Below are 21,191 nucleotides of genomic sequence, written 5' to 3' on the forward strand. Positions count from 1 at the left end.
AATCTCCACTTTATGTAAAGCTTCAATTCCACGATCAACCGCCTTATAATTCATCTCGACAATGTTTGACCCTTTCTTGCCATAAACCTTTTTGATTGAATCTTTTAGGTATTGAATGGCATTGTCTACTGGGATTACATTGGCTAATTTAAAGAAAGCTGCCTGCATTACCATGTTGATGCGTCCGCCGAGCCCGATTTCCCCGGCAATGGAAATAGCATCAATGATATAGAAATTGATCTTATTTTGATAGATATCACGTTTAAGAAATGCTGGCAGATGATCTTCTAGTTCATCTGTTCGCCAAGGACAATTGAGAACAAAGGTTCCACCTTTTTTCAAGCCCCTAAGGAGATCATAGTGGTATATAAAGGACTTATTATGGCAAGCGATATAATCCGCATCAAACACCAGATAAGAGGATTTAATAGGTTGCTTGCCAAAACGCAGGTGTGAAATGGTTGTCCCACCGGATTTTTTACTATCATATTCAAAGTAGCCTTGGACATTAAGGTCTGTATTATCTCCAATAATTTTGATCGCGCTTTTATTCGCACCGACCGTACCATCGGAGCCAAGTCCCCAGAACTTACAACGAATTGTCCCTTCTGGTGAAGCGTCAATGGTCTCCTCGATGGGTAAAGAAGTGTGGCTCACATCATCGATAATGCCAATGGTAAAGCGATCCTTGGGCTGAGCCTGCTTCAAGTTCTGGTAAGTAGCGAGAATCTGCGAGGGAGTAGTGTCTCTAGAACCTAGACCATAACGTCCCCCTACAATTATCGGTTTTGACGTTTCATGGTTAAAGATTTGTAAAACATCAAGATAAAGCGGTTCACCTGTCGAGCCGGGTTCCTTGGTTCGGTCAAGGACCGCAATTTTCTTCACCGATTTTGGCAGAACATCAAAGAAGTATTTTTTGGAGAAGGGACGATATAGGTGTACTTTAATGAGTCCGACCTTTTCTCCTCTTTGAGCCATGAAGTCGATTGTTTCTTCGATGGTATTGCAAACAGAACCCATGGCTACGATAATGTTCTCAGCTTCAGGGTCACCATAATACTGGAAAGGATGATACTCCCGCCCGGTTATTTTCTTGATCTCTTTGAAATAATCTTCCACAATATCAGGGACGGCCTCGAAGAAGGGGTTTGAAACCTCACGTCCTTGGAAATAAACGTCTGGATTTTGGGCAGTACCTCTGAGGACAGGATGGTTTGGATTCAAGACCGGTCTCTAAATTCCTGAATTTTTTCAAAGTCGACAAGTTTAGCAATTTCGTCATAACTGGTTGTCTCGATTTTTTGAACTTCATGGGAAGTTCTAAACCCATCAAAAAAATGCAAAACTGGAACCCGTGTTTTAATCGCAGCAAGATGCGAAACATAGCCTAAGTCCATCGCTTCTTGAACATTATTCGCGCAAATCATCGTAAAGCCGGTTTGCCTGGCAGCATTGATATCTTGATGATCTCCAAAAATTGATAAAGCGTGGGTTGATAAAGCCCTTGCAGTGACATGGAATACTGCCGGCACTAGATTTCCAACCAATTTATACATTTCAGGAATCATCAGCAGTAAACCTTGAGAAGCCGTATAGGTTGTGGTCAAAGCCCCAGCCTGAAGGGAGCCGTGTAATGCGGCAGAAGCACCAGACTCGGATTGCATCTCGACAACTCTTACCGGTTGATCAAATAAATTCTTTTTGCCATGTGCTGCCCATTCGTCAACTCCCTCGGCCATCGGAGAAGAGGGCGTGATTGGAAAGATGGTTGCGACCTCAGTCAGAGCATAAGATGCTTCTGCTGCGGCCTGGTTTCCGTCCATTGTTTTCATTTTCTTCGCCACACTAAAGAGCCTCCTCTATCAAAACTTTGAAACTAAGTCTGAATTAGTATTCGTCACTGGAAGACTCTCATACATATTTTTTCAATAAATCCGGAAAAAAAACATAAAAAATCCTAGACCTTCTAAATCTAGGATTTTTTATGTCACACCGCTTACAGTTTTAAATATTTCCTACAAACAACTTAGCCACTCGCTTGAGTAACTAGGATACAATATCATTTGCCTAATTTTTAATAACTCGTATGGGATCTGTCGATATCCCGTCTAAGTTGTCATCCCAAAGATATTTTTTCGTTTCAGCGACAATAACTCCACTCAGTAGAATTAGAGCTATCAGATTTGGTAAGGCCATTAGGGCATTCATTGCATCTGCCATATCCCAAACGACGGGTAAAGCCATAATCGAACCAAAGAAAACAACGATGACCCAGACCATACGATAAGGCATAATGGCAACTTTTCCGAACAAGTATTCAATCGCTCGTTCGCCGTAATAGGACCAGCCGAGGATTGTTGAAAAGACAAAGGTTAAGAGACCGAAGGTCAAGACCAAGGGCCCAATCACAGGGATTTGAGCAAACGCTGCTTTAGTCAGTGCGGAGCCTTGTAATCCCTGGGTAGCAGAAGGATTGCTCATGATACTGCTGACTAAGACGATACCGGTCATTGCGCAGACCACTACAGTATCCCAAAAGGTTCCGGTAGCAGAGACGAGAGCCTGTCGGACAGGATTTCTCGTTTGAGCTGCTGCAGCGACGATTGGGGCGGATCCTAAACCAGACTCATTGGAGAACAAACCGCGGGAAATCCCATAACGTGCGGCCATCATAATCGATGCTCCGGCAAATCCGCCGCCCGCAGCTTGAGGAGTAAAGGCCGATTTGAAAATTAGAGCTATGGCAGGGCCTACGTAGGCAGAATTCATGACCAAAATGATGATACAACCCAGGACGTAAACGATAGCCATAAAGGGTACCAGTTTTTCACAGACGTTGGCAATAGATTTTACGCCACCTATAATTACGATTCCGGTAAGGATGGCCATAATAGCCCCGCTGATATAGGGGGAGATGTGAAATGTCTCGTACACCATGCTGGAAACCGAGTTGGCTTGGACTGCGTTGCCAATCCCAAACGCAGCAATTGCCGTAAATATACTGAATAATACCGCAAGCCATTTCTGGCCTAGCCCATTTTCAAGAGCGTACATCGGGCCACCAAGCATTGTCCCATCGGAAGTTTTAACTCGATATTTAACGGCTAGTAAGGCCTCAGAGTACTTAGTTGCAATCCCGAATACCCCTGTCAGCCAGCACCACAGTACAGCGCCGGGACCTCCAAGGGCAACCGCAGTTGCTACTCCAACGATATTTCCTGTCCCAATGGTGGCAGCAAGAGCGGTCGTGAGTGCGCCAAATTGACTCACATCTCCCTCTGCTGATGCGTCTTTGGTCACAGAAAGTTTAATGGCTTTAAAGATATACTTTTGAATGAAGCGAGTCCGATAGGTTAGGAATAAATGTGTACCAAACAGTATAATAAGCATAGGGGCACCCCATAGGTAACCGTTGGCCCAGATGATAACGTTGTGAAATGTTTGCATACGTTCTTTCCACTATCCTTTCTGTCCTCTGCGAATCTCATGGTCGGTAACCCCAAGGGTGGAAAGCCCTACTATAAAGGTAACGGGCTTTCCGACGAGGCATCCAGTATGTGTCGCATATCTTAGGCTAGGATTTCTTCCACGGGTGTATAGGGTAGATTTTGATCATCAGCGACAGCTTTAAAGGTCACTTTTCCATTATACACATTAAGCCCGCGTGCTAAACCAGCATCGTCCTTAAGCGCTTGGCGCCAACCTTGATTGGCAATTTTCAAAGCATAGGGAAGGGTAGCATTTGTTAAAGCAAAGGTAGATGTACGAGACACTGCGCCAGGCATATTTGCCACTGAATAATGTACTACTCCATACTTCATATAGGTCGGATCACTATGAGTTGTAACCCGATCAATGGTCTCAATCGAACCGCCTTGGTCAATCGCAACATCAACAATCACCGAGCCCATTTCCATAGTTTTAACCATTTCTTCGCTCACAAGTTTGGGAGCTTTAGCACCAGGAATAAGTACTGCTCCAATCAAAAGATCAGCTTTTTCAACCCACTTCGCAATATTAAAACTGTTAGACATGACTGTCATGACTCTACCTGCAAAGATATCATCCAGATAAGCAAGACGGTCACCAGAGTTATCAAGAATCGTAACTCGAGCACCCATCCCAACGGCCATTTTAGCTGCATTGGTGCCGACAATACCTCCACCAATAATGACGACTTGTGCTGATTCTACGCCCGGTACGCCACCTAAGAGAATACCCTTGCCACTCCATGGTTTTTCAAGCATTTGTGCACCAATTTGCACTGCCATACGTCCGGCCACTTCGCTCATCGGGGATAAAAGAGGCAAGGTATTATTTCGTCCGACAATGGTTTCGTAAGCAATACCTATGACCTTTTTCTCAAGCAATGCCTTAGTAAGCGCAGGCTCCGGTGCTAAGTGCAAGTAGGTGAATAAGATTTGCCCTTCGTGGAATAAATCATATTCCGCAGCTAATGGTTCTTTAACTTTAATAATCATTTCCGAACGATCAAATAAGGCTTTCTTGTCGGCAATGATGGTTGCGCCAATATTAGCATAACTTTCATCGGAGAAACCGCTTCCTAAACCGGCACTTTGCTCGACTAATACGGTATGACCTGCCCGGCACAAATCTTTAGCGCCTGCAGGAGTTAGACCTACTCGGTTTTCATTGTTTTTAATTTCCTTTACTACACCTATAATCACGATTAATCCCCCTACTTTTATTGCATCTATTGTGTGATGCTAATCCAGCTTTTATTCTGTTCAACTAATATTGCAATAAGTATGCCAATTCCGAAGTGCCCACTTTATCTGAATAATCTTAATTTACCTATTGATTATGGAAACTTATGTTTCCATAATCAATTCCACTGTCACGAAAAGTTTCCAGATAAAACAGACGTAGCACCCCCAAAGTAGGGTGCTACGTCTGTTTTCGAAATTTCTATAAAGTGAGTTCTTTATTGTATTGGCAACTCATATTTGCGCATTTTTTTTAACACTGCGGTATGAGACAATCCGAGTACCGCGCCCATACGCCTAGAAGATCGGAAACGCTGAGAGGTTTGCTGTAGAATAACCCGTTCTACTTCCCCCAGACGTTCTTCCAAGGTCTGATAGGATTCAAACTGAACTAAGGTGGGTACTTCAGTTGACCCAGATAACCGACCTAAAAATATATGCTCTGGCTTTACTTCTACGCCGTCAACTAGATTGACGGCTCGTTCAATGATGTTTTTTAGTTCGCGCACATTACCTGGCCAATTATAGCCCTCTAAGCGTTGTAATGCCGAGGGAGAAAACCCCTTAACCGAACGCCGTAATTTGTCGGCAAAACGTTTCAAAAAAATGTTCACTGAGCAGTCGGATATCTTCAAATCGTTCTCTCAGAGGGGGAATTACCAAGGGAATAACGTTCAATCGATAAAATAAATCTTCCCTAAACGTCTTATCGGCCACCATATCTTCCAAATTACGGTTAGTAGCAGCAATAATCCGCACATCAATAGCTACTTCCTTAGTGCTACCCACCCGCCGTACGCGTTTCTCTTGCAGCACACGCAGCAACTTCACTTGTAAATGAGCGGAAACGTCTCCAACCTCATCAAGAAATAAGGTTCCGCCATTGGCAAGTTCAAATAGCCCCGGCTTGCCTCCTTTGACCGCACCAGTAAAAGCGCCTTCGGTATATCCAAACAGTTCACTTTCTAGTAACGTATCCGGAATGGCCGCACAGTTAATTGGTACAAAGGCAGCATTAGCCCTCGCAGAAGCGCTATGCAGAGCCCTGGCAAATAATTCCTTGCCTGTTCCTGTTTCGCCATTAATGAGGATCGTCGAATCACTGGTTGCATAACGGCGAGCTTGCCCTAGCACTTCTTCCATGACTGGACTGACATAAGGAATATCGGCAAAAGTCATAGGTAAAGAAGTTGTCATACTACGCATCAAATTCCTTACATCGCGGGTATCCCGAATGACCGCAATCACACCAACCACATCACCACAATTACTCCTAAGCGGTATGGTATTGACGACACAATAACCTAGATCTGAGGCAATGAATACTTCCCGATTGTTATGCTGACAACCAGTTTGCAGTGTTTCTTGGATCAGTAAATTTTTAAAGAGCGTAGGTCCTAAAGGTTGTCCTTGGACCTGCTGAGCTGACAACTTAAGCATACGAATAGCAGCAGGATTACATTGGGTAATAATACTACCCTGATTAACGACTAAAATGCCGTCGTGGACAGAATTTAGGATGGCATCGAGTTGTTCTGCTCGTCCCTTTGATGGCATAAAGGGAATTTCCACTATTTCTTGTACGCCACTTATGCCACTCAGTTCTTTAATAATCTCAATGCGATGGTCGCCGATAACATTCTGGCACTCCAAAAATACGGTGCCCTCTTCTACTTCCATTGCACTAATATTAGTCTCACGCTTCGCTAAAATCAACGTAATATCATGGACAATGCCGACACGATCGATATATGGTATCCGCAAGCGCAAGTACAATATTTGCACTCTCCCCTCTACATCTTAGCTAAGGCGATTTAGGATTTACCCAATGATACCACATTATTCGATAATTCATCTCGTTAAAGGCCTAGAATTCTACCCCACACTCTTCCATAACCATTTCTGATAAACGCTTTTAACAGCAAACTCACGTAAAATATTTAATAAGGCGGATGAAAATCATCCGCCTTTTACTGTCTTTACTGTCTCTTAACCTTACAATTCTTATCCTAACTATTCAAGGCTGATACAGTGTGCTGGGCAAGCTTCGGCTGCTTCTCTAGCCGTTTCCTCGCACTCACTGGGCACCGGGTTTGTATAAGCCACTGCTAACCCGTCGGCCTCCATCTTAAATACCTCAGGACAAAATTCAGGACATGATTCACACCCGATGCACTCACCTTTGTCTACTTCAGCAATCATAATGTATCCTCCTTTAAAATAATTCTCTTTTTCATAAGCCATCTTTTCCCACTAAGTCTATCATAAGATACTTTACTTGGAAAGTATCTCCTGTCAAGGAAGCTATCGTCGTCGTTTCTTTAACTCTAGCGATAATTTCCACAAAGAATATATGATAATCCCAGAATACAGCAATAAACTGATCTGTACAGAAGCCCAAGTATAACTTCCAAGCTTTACATCTACAAGTGCGCTGACTAACCCAGCAGCCATGCCCACAAGAATAGTAAGCCACATTTGAATTATGACATCCTTTTTCTTCCGTTGAGAGAAGAGATAAAGATAAAGTCCTGCGGAAATAAGAAGAACGCTTCTTGAAACCATTAAGAGTAAAGTCATTTTAGTTTTCCCTCATTTACGGTGAATTCAGCAACCTTGCCGTATATAGAGTATAACAAAACTTATTGGTTCTCACCACGTCAAACCTAAAATCTTTTCAACAAATACCTTGGCGATATCTGGATCAAACTGTATGCCTGCGTTTTTCTTTAGTTCCGCAACAGCTTGTTCTTCACTTAATGCCTTTCGGTATGGCCGCTCACAGGTCATAGCATCGTAAGCATCAGCAAGGGTAATAATCCTTGCTTTCCAATGAATTGCCTCACCTTTTAATCCTTTTGGATAACCCATACCATCCCATCTTTCGTGGTGAGCAAGGACATATTCTGAAATATTATAATACTCGCTGGAAGTACCTAGCAACCGATACCCTGTTTCTGGATGGTGTTGTATTTGTGCCCATTCGGCCTCAGATAATTTGCCTGGCTTGTTTAATATTACTTCATCGATGGCAATCTTTCCTATATCATGTAATTCTCCCGCAATCTTTAGCTCTTTAATTTCATCATCATTTAAGTGATAGGCTTTTCCAATATCTTCACAAATAAGACTTACTCTTTTGGAATGAGCCTCTTCCCGAGGACTCTTAAGATGAAGTGTGTTGAGGATTGATGTAATGACAGCACTTCGCTTGCTGGAACTATCAAAAATTTTCTTCTGATACATAAGATCTTCTGCATTTTTCAGGACCTCCTGGGCACATTGGTTCTCCCTAATTTTTGTATCACATCCAAATGAAACGGATATATCAATATCCATTATCTTTTTCTGTTCAATCTTCTCCTTTAGCCGCTTAACCAACTCCTTAACAAAAGCCGCTTCGGTTTTAGGCAGTAATATAACGAATTCGTCTCCGCCAGTCCTTGATATGATATCATCAGCGCGACAGATCGTTTTAAATACATCCGAAACCTGCTTAATAAGTTGATCCCCAACTTGATGACCAAAGGCATCATTGATGGTTTTTAGACCATTTACATCGGCAAACACAAAAGACAATGGTAGATTTCTTCTCGTATCTAACCGTTTTAATTCTTCTTCAAAAAATCTTCGATTATATAAGCCCGTCAATTGATCATGGTAGCTTAAATACTCAATTTGCCTTCGTTTTTCTTTTTTATCACTGAAATCCCGAAATACTAACACTACACCTATTACTTTGCCAAAAGCATCTTTAATTGGTGCTGCTGTATCCTCAATAGCTCTTTCTGTTCCGTCTCTTGAAATTAAAATTGTATGATTGGCTAACTCAATAATCTCTTCGGTTTCAAATACTTTCTGTACTGGACTTTCTATTTTCTCTCTTGAGTACTCATTAATAATATTGAAAACTGTTTCAAATGATTTTCCATTACCTTCTTCCGTACTCCAGCCAGTTAACCATTGGGCAACCGGATTCATAAAGTCTACAATGCCATTTCTATCAACAGCTATTACTCCATCACCTACAGATGTTAAGGTTGCATAGAGTTTTTCTTCGTTTTCTCTTACTTTGTATTGTTCAGTTTCAATTCGTCTAAGCATATGATTGACGGAATTTCTTAAAAATGAAAATTCGTCATTTCCATTGATCTCTAATTTTAGAATTTCGTTTTTTGTTAAGTCTAACCCTTTGACCTCATTAATTAATTTAATAAACGGTCGCGATATGTATTTCCCCAATAAGTAAAAGATTATCAATAAAATAACGACCATAATAATTGAGTAAAACAACATAAAGTTGTATACCTGATTCATCCCACCTATAAATAGATTTCTAGTCTTTGTTAAAGTCATCAGAATAGAAGACCCTTCGTAAGCAGTATTTGGGATAATAAATTCTGCTTGCACAGTGTCTTTCCCCTTATTTAAAGTCACTGCATCATTATCGACATTATCTATGGTCGATAGCTTGATCTTGCTATCTGTTATTTCGTTTAAATTTTTAATCATAGATTCATCAATAAGCCTACCCATAACCATTCTGCCGTTTGAATTTTTTTCTTTACTAGAATCGGTTATTTCAGAGGTAGCAATAAAATAAAATTGATTCTCTAATTTAATGATTTTTGAAACATCTTCTTTAGGATTTGAATTCCTCATCAATTTTTCAATATCTTCAGGAAGATTTTTAGGAAATGCTGTGAATTGTTTCTTAATATCATCATAATATTGTTGATACCAAATTGAATTATCCTCTTTAACAAAGAAAATAAAGTTTACTTCAATATTTGAGAAAGTATCTTCTATTAAATTACTAGCAGTGTACTGCTGTGTATTGATGTCGTTAATGAAATTATAAGAGTCATCCCAATGACTATAATCATTAACAGTCCCCTGATACTTCATTGTTTTTTCATAAAAAAAAGATTCCGCACTTTTATTACTTGAATTGATTTGAGCGTCTTCTTGGTTTTCTAGGTAATTTGAAAAGAATCTCGAAAATACAACATTACTCAATAAAATAAAAGCAAATGTTATCACTATTGAAATAATTGTTATTTTATTTCTCACGCTTATACTATCATCTTCTTTCCAAATTAATATAATTTTTATCCGTATCAACGATGAGGATTCTTTTCAATTTGTTCTTTCTTTATATTAACATAAATTTTCGGTTAAAATGTCGCAAGTTCAAAAATTATGGAGAAAATTTAGACGGAATACCCATTTATAGAAGTGCGTGCGTGTTATAAACGTGAATCAAAGGAGCTCTTGCTCTTACTTGCGAAAGCATTTGAACCGTTATAATATATAGCTGTTGGAATACAAGGAGGTTGAGTTTATGTCCCATTTACTGAAACCATTGCAAGCAGGCCCATTAACACTAGCAAACCGTTTGGTAATGCCACCGATGGCTACCGCGAAAGCAGAGCCCGACGGAAAAGTAAACCAATCTATTCTAGACTACTATGCCGAAAAATCCGAAGGCGGCAATCTCTCTCTGATCATCATAGAACATAGTTTTATCCAGTTAGATGGGAAAGCAAGTGACCTACAGCTTTCCGTTTCTGACGATAGCATGGTTGAAGGGCTAAAGAAATTAGCTGAGGTCATTCACCGTAATGGATCAAAGGCCATGATGCAAATAAATCACGCTGGAAGCAATACCACTCCAGAAATTACAGGAACTACTCCGGTAGCACCTTCAGCTGTATCGCACCCACGTAGAGGAAGTATGCCTAAGGAACTTACCCATGAGGAAATTACGAATATTATCAAGGCCTTTCAAAATGCAGCTCGACGTACTAAAGAAGCTGGCTTTGATGGTGTAGAAATCCATTCCGCCCATGGTTACCTTCTCAATCAATTTTTCTCTCCCCTAACCAATAAACGCACGGACGAATATGGTGGAAATGTCCATAATCGTATTCGCCTTCACCTCCAAGTCATAGAAGCCATACGCGCCGCCGTCGGTGACAATTTCCCCATTCTTTTACGATTAGGTGCGTCAGATTTTCGAGAAGGCGGAATTACTATTGATGACAGTCAAATTGCCGCCCAAGCATTTGAAAAGGCTGGTGTAAACATTCTTGACATTTCCGGCGGTTTCTCAGGATATATGGTACCTGGCCTAAGCGGCCAAGGTTTTTTTGCACCGCTCAGCGAAGCTATCAAAAAAGTAGTCTCCATTCCAGTCATTCTCACGGGTGGAATTACCGAAGTGCAAGCAGCTGAACAATTGCTAACTGAAGGGAAAGCAGATCTCATTGGTGTAGGCAGAGCGATCCTTAGTGATTCAAAATGGGCAGAAAAGGCTATCAATAGCCTCCGTTAAACAAAGTGAAACAGGGGTCAGGTAAGTGAAACGGGGGGACAGGTACACTGTTTTAGATTTATCTAAAACAGTGTACCTGTCCCCCCGTTTCACCTGCCCCCGTTTCACTTTGAGGTGCTAAAAAGACGCCGGGGTCATCGCCCAGATCCCAATGGCAACCTGATCTCCATGATTAAAAAAGCGATGGGGAATTGTGCTATCTAAGTAAATACTATCCCCTTCTCTCAACAGATATTCCTTGTCTCCTGCTACAACCGTCATTTCCCCATGCACAACAACTCCACATTCTTCCCCTTTGTGGGCCACTAAATCTCTATGAGTCCAAGTCCCTGGTTCCAAGACAATGGAAAGAAACTCTAACTTAGTGTGATTATTCACCGGCGAAAGAAGACGATAGGTCACATTGGATTTAGGTAATATCAAAACTTTTTGTTCTTCACGTCGAATCACTGTAACCCGCTCATTTGAACTTTCTTCAAATAATTCGATCAGGGATATTCCTAAAGCGTGAGTAATTTTCCAAAGTGAATCTAAGGAAGGCGTGGAAAGTCCACGCTCTATCTGACTAATTAAACTGGGGCTTAAGTTACATTGGTTAGCCAAAGCCTCAACAGTCAGCTCTTTTTCATGACGATAATAGCGGATTTTTTTCCCTATATCTTTGAGGGGAATTCCTTCAGGCAACCTTGATAAATCATTCATAGTTCTCTACACTCCCGGAAGATAGTCCTTCAAGAGGTTATCATCTAAGTATATTTTGGGTTCTCGAATCACAAAATCCACATGATAAATGGACTTTGTTAATCCCAGACTGTAACTATCCCCAATGGCAAAATGGACACTGCCACCTTCTTTTTCATCGGTCGAAATATTGTTGTAGGGTTTATTGATGGTTGGATTCATCCCAATAGCAAATTCACCAATAGTACGGACCCCACCGGCGTAAAGTCTAATCCAGTCCATAAATTCGGAACTTCCAGCAATTAACGACCCCGCCTCAAACTCTAACTTCAGCGGTTCGCTTGGTAACCAAAGCCGTGATACAGTACCATCGACAACAATTTGCCCTGAAAAGGTCTCTTCAATTGGACAGGTATAGATTTCTCCATCCGGAAGTTGAGCTAATTTGCCTTGCTCACAATACCCGTCAGCTATAATCCAGCGCCGTCCTTCAATTGAAAAACTAATATCCGTTCCCAATTCCGAAGTAATCTTCACCGTTTTACCTGTAGATAGTTTCACCTTTAGGGACTCTATCGCACTAGAAATGACCGGATACTGCAAGTCTCCCCAGAAGTCATCTTCCAGGTACCGTTCATCCCAATTCCAAAGCGCCAGAACAAGTTTGCCCTGAGCAAATAACTCTTGTCGCAATTCCTTTAAGTAAAGAGAATTTTCTAGAGTGGGACTATATAATTCAAGGATATGGGTAGCTTGACACACCTCTGGAGAGGAGGCTAAGTCTATTACTGAAACATTCAAGGGAACAAACCGGATTGGACATCTGATGTTAAGTATTTCTGTAAGTTTGTATCCAAATGATAGATTATCGGTAAGTAGCAACAGACTTTCTATGGGTTGATTTTTAGCTAGTGATTCCAAGATACGTTGTCCAACTTTTGGCAACCTATACATCCCCTTTATTCTTATCTTCCTGACTCACTCCTTGACACGAAACCCAGTGACCCTCGTTAATAAGTTGTAATTCGGGATCTACTTCTCGACACAGATCCTTAGCATGGCTGCAACGAGAATGAAAACTACATCCTGAGGGAGACGTCAACGGAGTCGGTATTTCGCCCTCTATTTCAACGAGAAGGGGTTTTTCCGGATTGATATTGGGGATAGATTGCAGAAGAACTTTCGTATAAGGATGGAGAGGGTTACTAAATAATTCATCAGCGTCAGCCAACTCAATAATTCTGCCAAAATACATAACCGCAACTTTATTGCTTAAATGCCTTACAACTGCCAAATTGTGTGAAATGAATAAATACGCTAGATTTAGATCTCTTTGCAATTCTTTAAGCAGATTGAGGATCTGGGCCTGAACTGATACATCTAAGGCTGAAGTGGGTTCATCCAGAACGATAAGTTTCGGATTTAAAGAGATCGCCCGGGCAATAGCCACACGCTGTCGTTGACCTCCACTCAGTTCATGGGGAAACCTGTCCAGGTATTCCTCCCCTAATCCTACTTTATCAAGAAGTTGCCTTACTCGATCCTTTCTCTTTTGTTTATCCCGCCAACCGTTTAACCGTAAAGGTTCCTCGACAATCTGTTCGATTTTAAATCTTGGGTTCAGCGAAGATTGTGGATCCTGAAAGACAATTTGAATCTGTGATTTTAAAGCTCGCCGCTGGCTTTGTTAACATTTGCTAAGCTTATCTATCCACCTAGCTAATAGAAATCACCCTAAAATTCAATACGGCTAATCTTTATTTAATGAAAGTGAAGAAAATTCTCAGACTTAAGCCTCTCAGAGTCCTTCAGTCTCAAAGTTAATCTCTTTAGTAAAATGGGACTCAAGAAAAAAACTGTGAAGTTTAATTCCTGAGCCCCATTGCTCTTTCAATTGCTAAAATTATGCAACTTTATTGTATTCGTGGCTTGTACGAGTGTCAATAGGTAAAAAGAAGTATACAATATACCCTAATTTCCCTCGCTTAATCAAATAAATGACAGGCAACCCAATGGTCTGGAGAAATCTCTTTCAGTACCGGTGAATTTAATTTGCAATGGTCAAGCTCCTTAAAACAGCGAGAACAGAAGCGGCAACCGGCGGGCGGGTTAATCGGACTGGGCACGTCACCCTTTAAAATAATGCGTTCTTTTTTCTTCTCCGGATTGATGATTGGAATTGCGGATAGCAAAGCCTGGGTGTAAGGGTGCAGTGGGTTGGCGTAAAGCTCTCTTTTCGGTGCTATTTCCATCAGCTTGCCTAGATACATTACACCCACCCGGTCGCTGATATGTTTGACCACGTTTAGACCATGGGCGATAAACAGGTAGGTCAACCCAAACTCCGCCTTTAAATCATCCAGCAGATTTAACACTTGGGCTTGAATGGAAACATCCAGGGCGGAAACCGGTTCATCACAGACGATTAGCTTGGGCTCCACCGCGAGTGCACGGGCAATGCCCACGCGCTGCCTCTGACCGCCGGAAAACTCATGCGGATAACGGTTGCGCTGGTGCCTTGCCAGACCCACACAGTTTAAAAGATAGATGACACGCTCTTCTACTTCACTCGTTGGCAGCAGGTGATTGATGATGATCGGTTCAGCGATAATATCCCCAATCGTCATTCTGGGGTTTAAAGAAGCGAAAGGATCTTGAAAAATCATCTGGATATCTTTGCAATAAGAACGGCGCTGCTTTTCATTCAGCCCAGTCAGTTCCTTGCCCTCAAAAATTATTTTCCCGTTCGACGGGCTGTAAAGATTGACCAGTATTTTGCCTAAAGTTGTTTTCCCGCAGCCGGATTCGCCGACCAGGCCAAAAGCCTCCCCTTTGTCAATGGTAAAGGATACCTCATCAACTGCTTTTAAAACGGAAACCGGCTTACCGAACCAATCGGTCTCAATCGTAAAATGTTTGGAAAGGTCTTGAACTTTCATCAATACTTCATTCATTTAGCGCTCAATTCCCCTTCCTTGGCTTTGTCATATAAAAAGCAACGCACCTTATGCCCATTAATCTCCTGTAGCTCGGGCATTTCTTGGGTACAGCGTTCCATGCAACTGTCGCAGCGGTCGGAAAAGTAACAGCCTGGTGGCATATTCAGAGGGTTGGGTACCATACCCTTGATCATATACAAACGTTGATCACTCTCATCATCGATTTGAGGAATGGATTGCAGCAAACCCACTGTATACGGATGCAGGGGCTGAGAAAACAGGCTCTTCACATCGGCCTCCTCCACAATTTTACCGCAGTACATCACGATCACGCGGTCGGCCGCTTCGGAAACAACGCCTAAATCATGGGTGATAAGCAAAACAGCCATATGAAACTTTTCTCTCATTTGATAAAGTAGCTCCAGAATTTGAGCCTGAATTGTTACATCAAGAGCCGTAGTGGGTTCATCGGCAATCAACAGCTCGGGCTCGCAGGAAAGTGCCATGGCAGTCATAACTCTCTGGCGCATGCCGCCGCTCATCTGGTGGGGATAGTCGTTAGCGCGTTCGGCCGGGGAAGGTATGCCAACCGTATCCAACATTTCAATCGTGCGTGCCAGTGCTTCTTTCTTGGAAATCTTCATATGCGTCATGATGTTTTCCATGATCTGATCTTTGATGCGCCAAACAGGATTTAAAGAAGTCATCGGTTCTTGGAAAATCATGGAAATCTGGTTGCCGCGGATTTTTTGCAATTCCTTTTGGCTCATCTTGTTCAAATCCTGGGATTTAAAGGAGATTTCTCCGCCGGCAATCCTGCCCGGTTTCTGTAAAAGTCCCATAATGGAAAGGGATGTTACACTTTTTCCGGAGCCGGATTCGCCAACAATGGCCAGAATCTCGCCCTTATCTATGGTAAAACTGATATCATCGACTGCCCTTACAGTGCCACGTTTCAGTTTGAATTCCGTTCGTAAATTCTTGACTTCCAGTAACATCCTATTCACCGCCCTTATTTTATTCTGGATTTCGGATCGAGTGCATCTCGAAGCCCGTCTCCAAGCAGGTTAAAAGCCAGTACAATAATGGTGATGGCAATGCCGGGAAAAATCAGCGTGTAGGGAGCGGTGAAAATAAAGCCCCTTGCCCTGCCCAGCATATCGCCCCACTCGGCATATGGCGGTTGAACACCTAAACCCAAGAAACCGAGTGCCGCAGTATCTAACACAGCAGTGGAAATACCCAGAGTGGCCCGGACGACAATCAGCGATATGATATTCGGCAAAATATGCTTAAAAATAATGCGACTGTCCTTGTTGCCGATGACCTTCGCTGCCTGAACGTAGTCATTTTCTTTGACGGAAAGAATACTGCCGCGCACAATGCGGGCATACTCCGGAATGGACACCAGACCAATAGCGATAACCGCTTTATCTAAGCCCTTGCCCAGTGCTGCCATAAAAGCAATGGCGAGCAAAATAGACGGAATGGACAACATCACATCCATGACCCGCATAATGAAAGCATCTGTCTTACCGCCGCGGTACCCCGCAATGGCGCCTAACATAACGCCAATGGAAAGCGAGATCGCAACGGCCGCAACTCCCACAAACAAGGAAATCTTCGTGCCGTCAAGGATTCTGCTTAACATGTCCCTGCCCAATTGATCCGTTCCAAACCAGTGCTCAGCATTTGGCCAGATAAAGCTTTTGGTCATGTCGGAATAATTGGGATCATAAGGCAAAATCTGTTTTCCCAGCAGTTCGCTCCCCCATACGGCTAGAGCAATCAGTGCCAGCAACGCGATGATAAACAGGCCAACGACAGCAGCCTTGTTCTGCTTGAGCGTTTCCCACATTTCTTTTAGCTGCGATTCCGGTTTTTCCACATATTCTGCAGCCTGTATCAGATTCTCATCTGAGTTCGAACTAACATCTTTTACCATACAAGCTACCCCTCTTTTTTAGAATATTTAATACGTGGATCAAGGAATGCATAGATCACATCAACCAATAAATTCACAAGTACGAAAACAAAAGCGATGAGCAATACAACACCCTGCACCACAGGAAAGTCCGATTTTAGAATACAGGCCACAGTATAAGAACCGATCCCCGGCCAAGAGAACACTGTTTCCGTCAGCACTGCACCGCCGAGAAGGCTGCCAAGCTGTAGCCCAATAACCGTGACAATGGGAATCAATCCGTTTCGAAGGGCATGCTTGCGAATCACCCTACCTTCTGAAACCCCTTTAGCTCTAGCAGTGCGGATATAATCTTGCTGTAAAGTTTCCAGCATACTGGAACGGGTCATCCTGGCAATGATGGCCATAGAATACATCGCAAGTGCAGACGCTGGAAGCACTAAATGCCGCAAGGCATCTCCAAAGGCATCCATATTACCTGCAATCAAGCTATCAATTAAATAAAAACCGGTAACACTCCCGGGCTGTAACATCGGGTTTATTCTACCGCTGGAGGGAAGCCAATGTAACGTACCTGAAAAGAAAATAATCAGTAAAATACCAAGCCAGAATATCGGCATAGAAACGCCGACCAGGGCTAGCAACATACCGGCATTATCGAAAATCGAGTTCTTTTTAACTGCGGAAACAACGCCGATCAGGATACCGAAAATTGAAGCAAGCATAATAGCAACTACAGCCAGCTCAATCGTAGCTGGAAAGCGAGAAAAAATCTCTTTGAGGACGGGCATCTTAGTATAGAAGGAGGTACCCAGATCACCGGTTAGGGCACCTGTAATAAAATGATAATATTGAAGGAAAATCGGGTCATTCAATCCGTTTGCCTGTCGCCACACTTCAACAGCTGTCTGCGTTGCGTGCTGGCCCAAAACAATCGGAGCAGGATCCGGTGAAAACACGCGCATGATGAGAAACACAATAATAGAAACCCCAATCAATACGGGAATTAACATCAAGATTCGTTTAAAGATATATTTGAGCATCTGCAACAACCTTTCAGCAAAAAACAAAACCGGGAACCGGTTTAAAACCGGTTCTCGGCAGCCTAATTTTAATAAGCAACACAGGGGTCTTACTGTTTTGAAACCCCAGCCAATGGAGTGATACCAGTCATATGGAAGTAGAAATTATGAATATTCGGTTTATAGGCGCAAAGTGTTTGAGCGTGGGAAATCGGGAGCCATGCAGCGTCGGCAGCGGCAATTTTTTCCAGCTGGGTGTAAATTGCATTGCGCGCTGGGCCTGCAGGAGTTTCCACACCCTTGGCGATTAACTTGTTGAATTCAGCATTTTTGTAAAGTGCAATGTTCATGGATGGGTCTTCGTGAGCTAACAGATACATAAAGTTATCCGGATCTCCGTTATCCCCAATCCAGCCATAGAAAGCGATATCATAATCCCCTGCTTTTAATTTTTGCTTATAAGTGGTCCAGTCAAAAGCGTCTATTTTGACGGTAACGCCGACTTTGGAAAGATAGCCTTGAATGGCTTCGGCGAGCGCTTGCCCATTGGCGGAATTATACGGTCTTGGGTTGGTATACGTGATCATGTGTACGGAAGTCAATCCTGATGCTTTGATTGCCGCTGCGGCAGCCTCTGCATTATAGGAAACTTGAGTCACACTCTTGTCATAACCTTCCATAAAGGTCGGCAGAATAGAAGTTGCAGTCTCGGAATAACCTTGATACAGGCTCTTAACCAGTTCCGGAACATTGATAGCTTGAGAAATAGCGGTCCGGAGCTTAGCATCATTAAAAGGTTTTCTGGAAGTGTTGTAAGCCATATAATTGATATTCATACCAGGAGCTTGGAAAATTTTGTTGCCTGCATCAGTGATCTGCTTGACCACTGTCGCATCAATACCATCAATCATATCAGCCTCGCCATTATTCAAGGCAACCACGCGTGCGGAGTTGTCTTTAATAAATTTGAAGATAACATTCTTGGCAATGGCCTTGGTACCCCAGTATTCATCATTACGGACTAAAACAATATTTTCGTCCTTCGCCCATTTTACAAACTTGTACGGTCCGGTACCTACGGGTACCTGGTTCACATTGTTTTTATTGTCCTTTAAAGCCTTAGGGCTAACAATCGGCGCACTCATGACCATGGCCAGATTGCTGAGGAAAGGCGTGCTAGGAGCTGTCAAATTAACTTTAACAGTCTTCTTATCCACGACCTGAACATCTTTTACGGAGCCATAAACGAACGATGCGTAAGCCATATCAGCCGTCACCTGTGGGGGCAACTGGCGGTCGATGTTAAACTTCACAGCTTCGGCATCAAAATCGGTGCCGTCATGGAACTTTACACCCTCTTGCAGATGAAAAGTATAAGTAAGACCGTCTGCGCTAACTTCCCAACTTTTGGCTAGTGAGGGCTCCACCTTTGTTGAATCCTTGTTATACTTTAAAAGTCCATCATAAATATTGATCATGACCTTAGCCGACTCACCGTCGTCAACTAGGGCTGGATCAAGTCCTCTTGGCTCAGCACCCTGGGCATAGATTAGGGTATCACTTGCCTTTGGCGCCGCGCTGGTGCTGCTTTCTTCTTTCTTAGGCGAGCAAGCTGTCAAGGTAACACCTACGAGAGCTACTGCCAAAGCAAGAGCAACAATCCTTCTGATTTTTTTCATTTTTTCCTCCCCTTCTTTGTCTCTGATCTAGAAGCACAAAAAGCTCCCAAATGTCCACTATTTTTATAGTATCATTCCAAAATTGTATGTGCAATACCTCATTTGCTAATAGAAGTATAAATTTAAAATAAATTGAGTAACAATTGAAATAAATTACAATCAACTATATGATAAGTTAAGCGTCAAGATATGGCACTTTATACAACGCAATCAATCGTATATAATGCTGATATTATAATTCGTGAATTTTTTCATCTAAAGCCGAACATCGAGAACATGGAACACCCACCTATAGCGGTGGAGTCCTAAACGTGGATTAAAAAGCTTATTGTAGAAAAGTTAGTGTTTATCAATCAGTGTACTAAAGGAGAGGGGTAAACCATTGGGCTATACATCCACTGCAAAGAAATCAACAGCTCCTTCAGGAGGCTGGTCCGACCTTTGGAAACAAGAAGATTATTGGGCTATGTGGCTAGGTCTAACGATTGTACTGTTAGCCATTGTGTTTTGGAGTATCGGAAATAACTTCATGAATTGGATTGTGCTTAAGGTACCAAACTATAGCGACTACAGAACGGCAATCAATTATATTAGTAGCCATAAGAACGCTCTCTTGGCACTCTTTTTATTTTTGTTGAGTTTATTTTCAATTGCGATTAAAATCCTAACCGGCGAAGTAAAACGATTTGTAGTCGGATTTACGTTTCTTTTTTTACTGAGTGTTCTAGTTTCGGCATGGGGTTCTTGGGATGTCATGAAACGTTATAACATTGAAACTCCGCTTTTAGCACTCGTAGTAGGACTTGTAATCAGTAACTTCTTAAAGATTCCGTATTGGCTAAGTGCCGCACTCCAAACCCAATTTTACGTAAAGCTTGGTATTGTGTTAATGGGGGCTTCCCTACCCTTTACTTTAATTATCCAGGCCGGTTCCACTGCTTTTGCTCAAGCAACCATTATTGCATTAGCAACCTTCCTCACCATTTACTGGACCGGGACACGAGTTTTAGCACTTGATAAGCGATTTGCTGCTACACTGGCAGCAGGTGGTTCGATCTGCGGAGTTTCTGCTTCTATTGCCATTGGTGGTACTGTGAAAGCAGAGAAGCAGCACGTATCAATTGCAATTTCTCTGGTTATTCTTTATTCCATCCTCATGATTTTCATCCTCCCTCTAGCGATAAAGGGATTGCATATTTTACCCGGTCCAGCTGGTGCCTGGATTGGCACAGCAGAATTTGCTGATGCCCCTGGAATGGCTGCAGCTGCAGCGATCAATGAACAAGCCATTAAAACGTTTACCCTCATGAAAGTAGTAGGTCGTGACATGTTCATTGGGATCTGGTGTTTTATGATGGCTCTTACTTCGATCACTAGATGGGACAAACGATATGCCAATACTAAACCAAATGCTCTTGATATCTGGATTCGCTTTCCCAAATTCGTTTTAGGGTTCATGGTAGCCTCTATTATCATCACAATCTTAGCTGCTTCTGCTAATGTAGTGACTTCCAAAGCGATTGATAATAACATTATTAACCCAATTATCGAATTAAGAAATTGGACCTTTATTCTAACCTTTCTCTCAATCGGCCTATCCAGTCGCTTGAAGGAACTTGCTTCAGTAGGTTGGAAGCCGTTTGCAGCTTTTAGTGCGGGTGTATTGGTAAATATTCCACTTGGATATCTGTTATCCGTCGTAATTATGGGTAACTATTGGATTACAATCAAGTAAGCTTCTTAAACCAGAAAGGCCTCAATCAACTCGACGACCTCGTACAACTAACGGTGAAAATTTTATAGAATAAGGAGAAAAAATGCATGCGCCCAGATAATGAAACTTGTGTACAAAGAGCTCGGTTTTTTTCTATTTTTTGAG

Annotated in this window: 17 protein-coding genes and 2 pseudogenes; 2 read left to right on the forward strand and 17 right to left on the reverse strand. The window is 42.4% G+C overall.

The genetic code is table 11. The features are described 5' to 3' along the window. The 8 genes and pseudogenes from nifJ to UF75_RS27295 all read right to left on the reverse strand — a co-directional run. Nucleotides 1-1,847, reverse strand: a pseudogene (gene nifJ, locus UF75_RS16265) (pyruvate:ferredoxin (flavodoxin) oxidoreductase); the annotation flags it as partial. Between the two features lie 223 nt (nt 1,848-2,070). After that, on the reverse strand, nt 2,071-3,450 hold the full coding sequence (locus UF75_RS16270; protein WP_045575644.1) for an alanine/glycine:cation symporter family protein: 1,380 nt from the start codon (nt 3,448-3,450) through the stop codon (nt 2,071-2,073). 122 nt (nt 3,451-3,572) lie between these two features. Beyond that, complete coding sequence (ald, locus tag UF75_RS16275) at nt 3,573-4,691, reverse strand: alanine dehydrogenase (protein WP_045575645.1); 1,119 nt, start codon at nt 4,689-4,691, stop codon at nt 3,573-3,575. Nucleotides 4,692-4,948: 257 nt separating this feature from the next. Further along, nucleotides 4,949-5,344, reverse strand: coding sequence for a TyrR/PhhR family helix-turn-helix DNA-binding protein (locus UF75_RS29200; RefSeq protein WP_197079438.1), 396 nt, complete (start codon nt 5,342-5,344; stop codon nt 4,949-4,951). Further along, a complete protein-coding gene (locus UF75_RS16280) occupies nt 5,295-6,506 on the reverse strand; it encodes a sigma 54-interacting transcriptional regulator (RefSeq protein WP_197079439.1) in 1,212 nt (403 codons plus the stop codon). Before UF75_RS16280 ends, UF75_RS29200 begins: the two co-directional genes overlap by 50 nt. 237 nt (nt 6,507-6,743) lie before the next feature. Beyond that, nucleotides 6,744-6,932, reverse strand: a complete 189-nt coding sequence (locus UF75_RS16285; protein WP_045575646.1) for a ferredoxin — start codon at nt 6,930-6,932, stop codon at nt 6,744-6,746. 102 nt (nt 6,933-7,034) lie between these two features. Continuing rightward, the gene (locus tag UF75_RS16290; protein ID WP_045575647.1) at nt 7,035-7,310 is read right to left on the reverse strand and encodes a hypothetical protein; all 276 of its coding nucleotides are present in this window, start codon (nt 7,308-7,310) and stop codon (nt 7,035-7,037) included. Nucleotides 7,311-7,382: 72 nt separating this feature from the next. Next, nucleotides 7,383-9,803 carry an HD domain-containing phosphohydrolase gene (locus UF75_RS27295; protein ID WP_156146482.1) on the reverse strand — a complete coding sequence of 807 codons (2,421 nt, stop codon included), beginning with the start codon at nt 9,801-9,803 and terminating at the stop codon, nt 7,383-7,385. Between the two features lie 271 nt (nt 9,804-10,074). Here UF75_RS27295 and UF75_RS16300 point away from each other — a divergent pair, with 271 nt between their 5' ends. Continuing rightward, complete coding sequence (locus UF75_RS16300) at nt 10,075-11,067, forward strand: NADH:flavin oxidoreductase (RefSeq protein ID WP_045575648.1); 993 nt, start codon at nt 10,075-10,077, stop codon at nt 11,065-11,067. A 117-nt stretch (nt 11,068-11,184) separates the two neighbouring features. Here UF75_RS16300 and UF75_RS16305 read toward each other — a convergent pair whose 3' ends face one another. The 9 genes and pseudogenes from UF75_RS16305 to UF75_RS16340 form a co-directional block, all read right to left on the reverse strand. Beyond that, the gene (locus UF75_RS16305) at nt 11,185-11,769 is read right to left on the reverse strand and encodes an XRE family transcriptional regulator (protein WP_045575649.1); all 585 of its coding nucleotides are present in this window, start codon (nt 11,767-11,769) and stop codon (nt 11,185-11,187) included. 6 nt (nt 11,770-11,775) lie between these two features. Further along, nucleotides 11,776-12,693: an aminopeptidase gene (locus UF75_RS16310; protein ID WP_045575650.1), complete on the reverse strand. Its 918-nt coding sequence runs from the start codon at nt 12,691-12,693 to the stop codon at nt 11,776-11,778. Nucleotide 12,694: 1 nt separating this feature from the next. Next, entirely contained in the window at nt 12,695-13,003 is a 309-nt protein-coding gene (locus tag UF75_RS30760) for an oligopeptide/dipeptide ABC transporter ATP-binding protein (protein ID WP_282433809.1), read from the reverse strand. Between the two features lie 144 nt (nt 13,004-13,147). Beyond that, nucleotides 13,148-13,417: pseudogene (locus tag UF75_RS30765) on the reverse strand (ATP-binding cassette domain-containing protein); the annotation flags it as partial. A gap of 316 nt (nt 13,418-13,733) precedes the next feature. After that, a complete protein-coding gene (locus tag UF75_RS16320; RefSeq protein WP_045575651.1) occupies nt 13,734-14,702 on the reverse strand; it encodes an oligopeptide/dipeptide ABC transporter ATP-binding protein in 969 nt (322 codons plus the stop codon). Further along, the gene (locus UF75_RS16325; RefSeq protein WP_045575652.1) at nt 14,699-15,685 is read right to left on the reverse strand and encodes an ABC transporter ATP-binding protein; all 987 of its coding nucleotides are present in this window, start codon (nt 15,683-15,685) and stop codon (nt 14,699-14,701) included. Before UF75_RS16325 ends, UF75_RS16320 begins: the two co-directional genes overlap by 4 nt. 14 nt (nt 15,686-15,699) lie before the next feature. Further along, entirely contained in the window at nt 15,700-16,632 is a 933-nt protein-coding gene (locus UF75_RS16330; protein ID WP_045575653.1) for an ABC transporter permease, read from the reverse strand. A 5-nt stretch (nt 16,633-16,637) separates the two neighbouring features. Continuing rightward, the gene (locus UF75_RS16335; RefSeq protein ID WP_045575654.1) at nt 16,638-17,654 is read right to left on the reverse strand and encodes an ABC transporter permease; all 1,017 of its coding nucleotides are present in this window, start codon (nt 17,652-17,654) and stop codon (nt 16,638-16,640) included. 89 nt (nt 17,655-17,743) lie between these two features. Next, nucleotides 17,744-19,312 carry an ABC transporter substrate-binding protein gene (locus UF75_RS16340; RefSeq protein ID WP_045575655.1) on the reverse strand — a complete coding sequence of 523 codons (1,569 nt, stop codon included), beginning with the start codon at nt 19,310-19,312 and terminating at the stop codon, nt 17,744-17,746. A 382-nt stretch (nt 19,313-19,694) separates the two neighbouring features. On the opposite strand from UF75_RS16340, the gene UF75_RS16345 reads away from it, so the two are divergent. Next, nucleotides 19,695-21,047, forward strand: a complete 1,353-nt coding sequence (locus tag UF75_RS16345) for a putative sulfate exporter family transporter (RefSeq protein ID WP_045575656.1) — start codon at nt 19,695-19,697, stop codon at nt 21,045-21,047. The last annotated feature ends 144 nt before the right edge of the window (nt 21,048-21,191 follow it).

The organism is Desulfosporosinus sp. I2 (genome assembly GCF_000960765.1).
GTDB lineage: Bacteria > Bacillota > Desulfitobacteriia > Desulfitobacteriales > Desulfitobacteriaceae > Desulfosporosinus.

Coding starts and splice junctions, on each gene's coding strand:
- UF75_RS16270 (WP_045575644.1), bottom strand. CDS start 3,450: ATGCAAACATTTCACAACGTTATCATCTGGGCCAACGGTTACCTATGG.
- UF75_RS16285 (WP_045575646.1), bottom strand. CDS start 6,932: ATGATTGCTGAAGTAGACAAAGGTGAGTGCATCGGGTGTGAATCATGT.
- UF75_RS16290 (WP_045575647.1), bottom strand. CDS start 7,310: ATGACTTTACTCTTAATGGTTTCAAGAAGCGTTCTTCTTATTTCCGCA.
- UF75_RS16300 (WP_045575648.1), top strand. CDS start 10,075: ATGTCCCATTTACTGAAACCATTGCAAGCAGGCCCATTAACACTAGCA.
- UF75_RS16305 (WP_045575649.1), bottom strand. CDS start 11,769: ATGAATGATTTATCAAGGTTGCCTGAAGGAATTCCCCTCAAAGATATA.
- UF75_RS30760 (WP_282433809.1), bottom strand. CDS start 13,003: ATGTATTTTGGCAGAATTATTGAGTTGGCTGACGCTGATGAATTATTT.
- UF75_RS16320 (WP_045575651.1), bottom strand. CDS start 14,702: ATGAATGAAGTATTGATGAAAGTTCAAGACCTTTCCAAACATTTTACG.
- UF75_RS16325 (WP_045575652.1), bottom strand. CDS start 15,685: ATGTTACTGGAAGTCAAGAATTTACGAACGGAATTCAAACTGAAACGT.
- UF75_RS16330 (WP_045575653.1), bottom strand. CDS start 16,632: ATGGTAAAAGATGTTAGTTCGAACTCAGATGAGAATCTGATACAGGCT.
- UF75_RS16335 (WP_045575654.1), bottom strand. CDS start 17,654: ATGCTCAAATATATCTTTAAACGAATCTTGATGTTAATTCCCGTATTG.
- UF75_RS16340 (WP_045575655.1), bottom strand. CDS start 19,312: ATGAAAAAAATCAGAAGGATTGTTGCTCTTGCTTTGGCAGTAGCTCTC.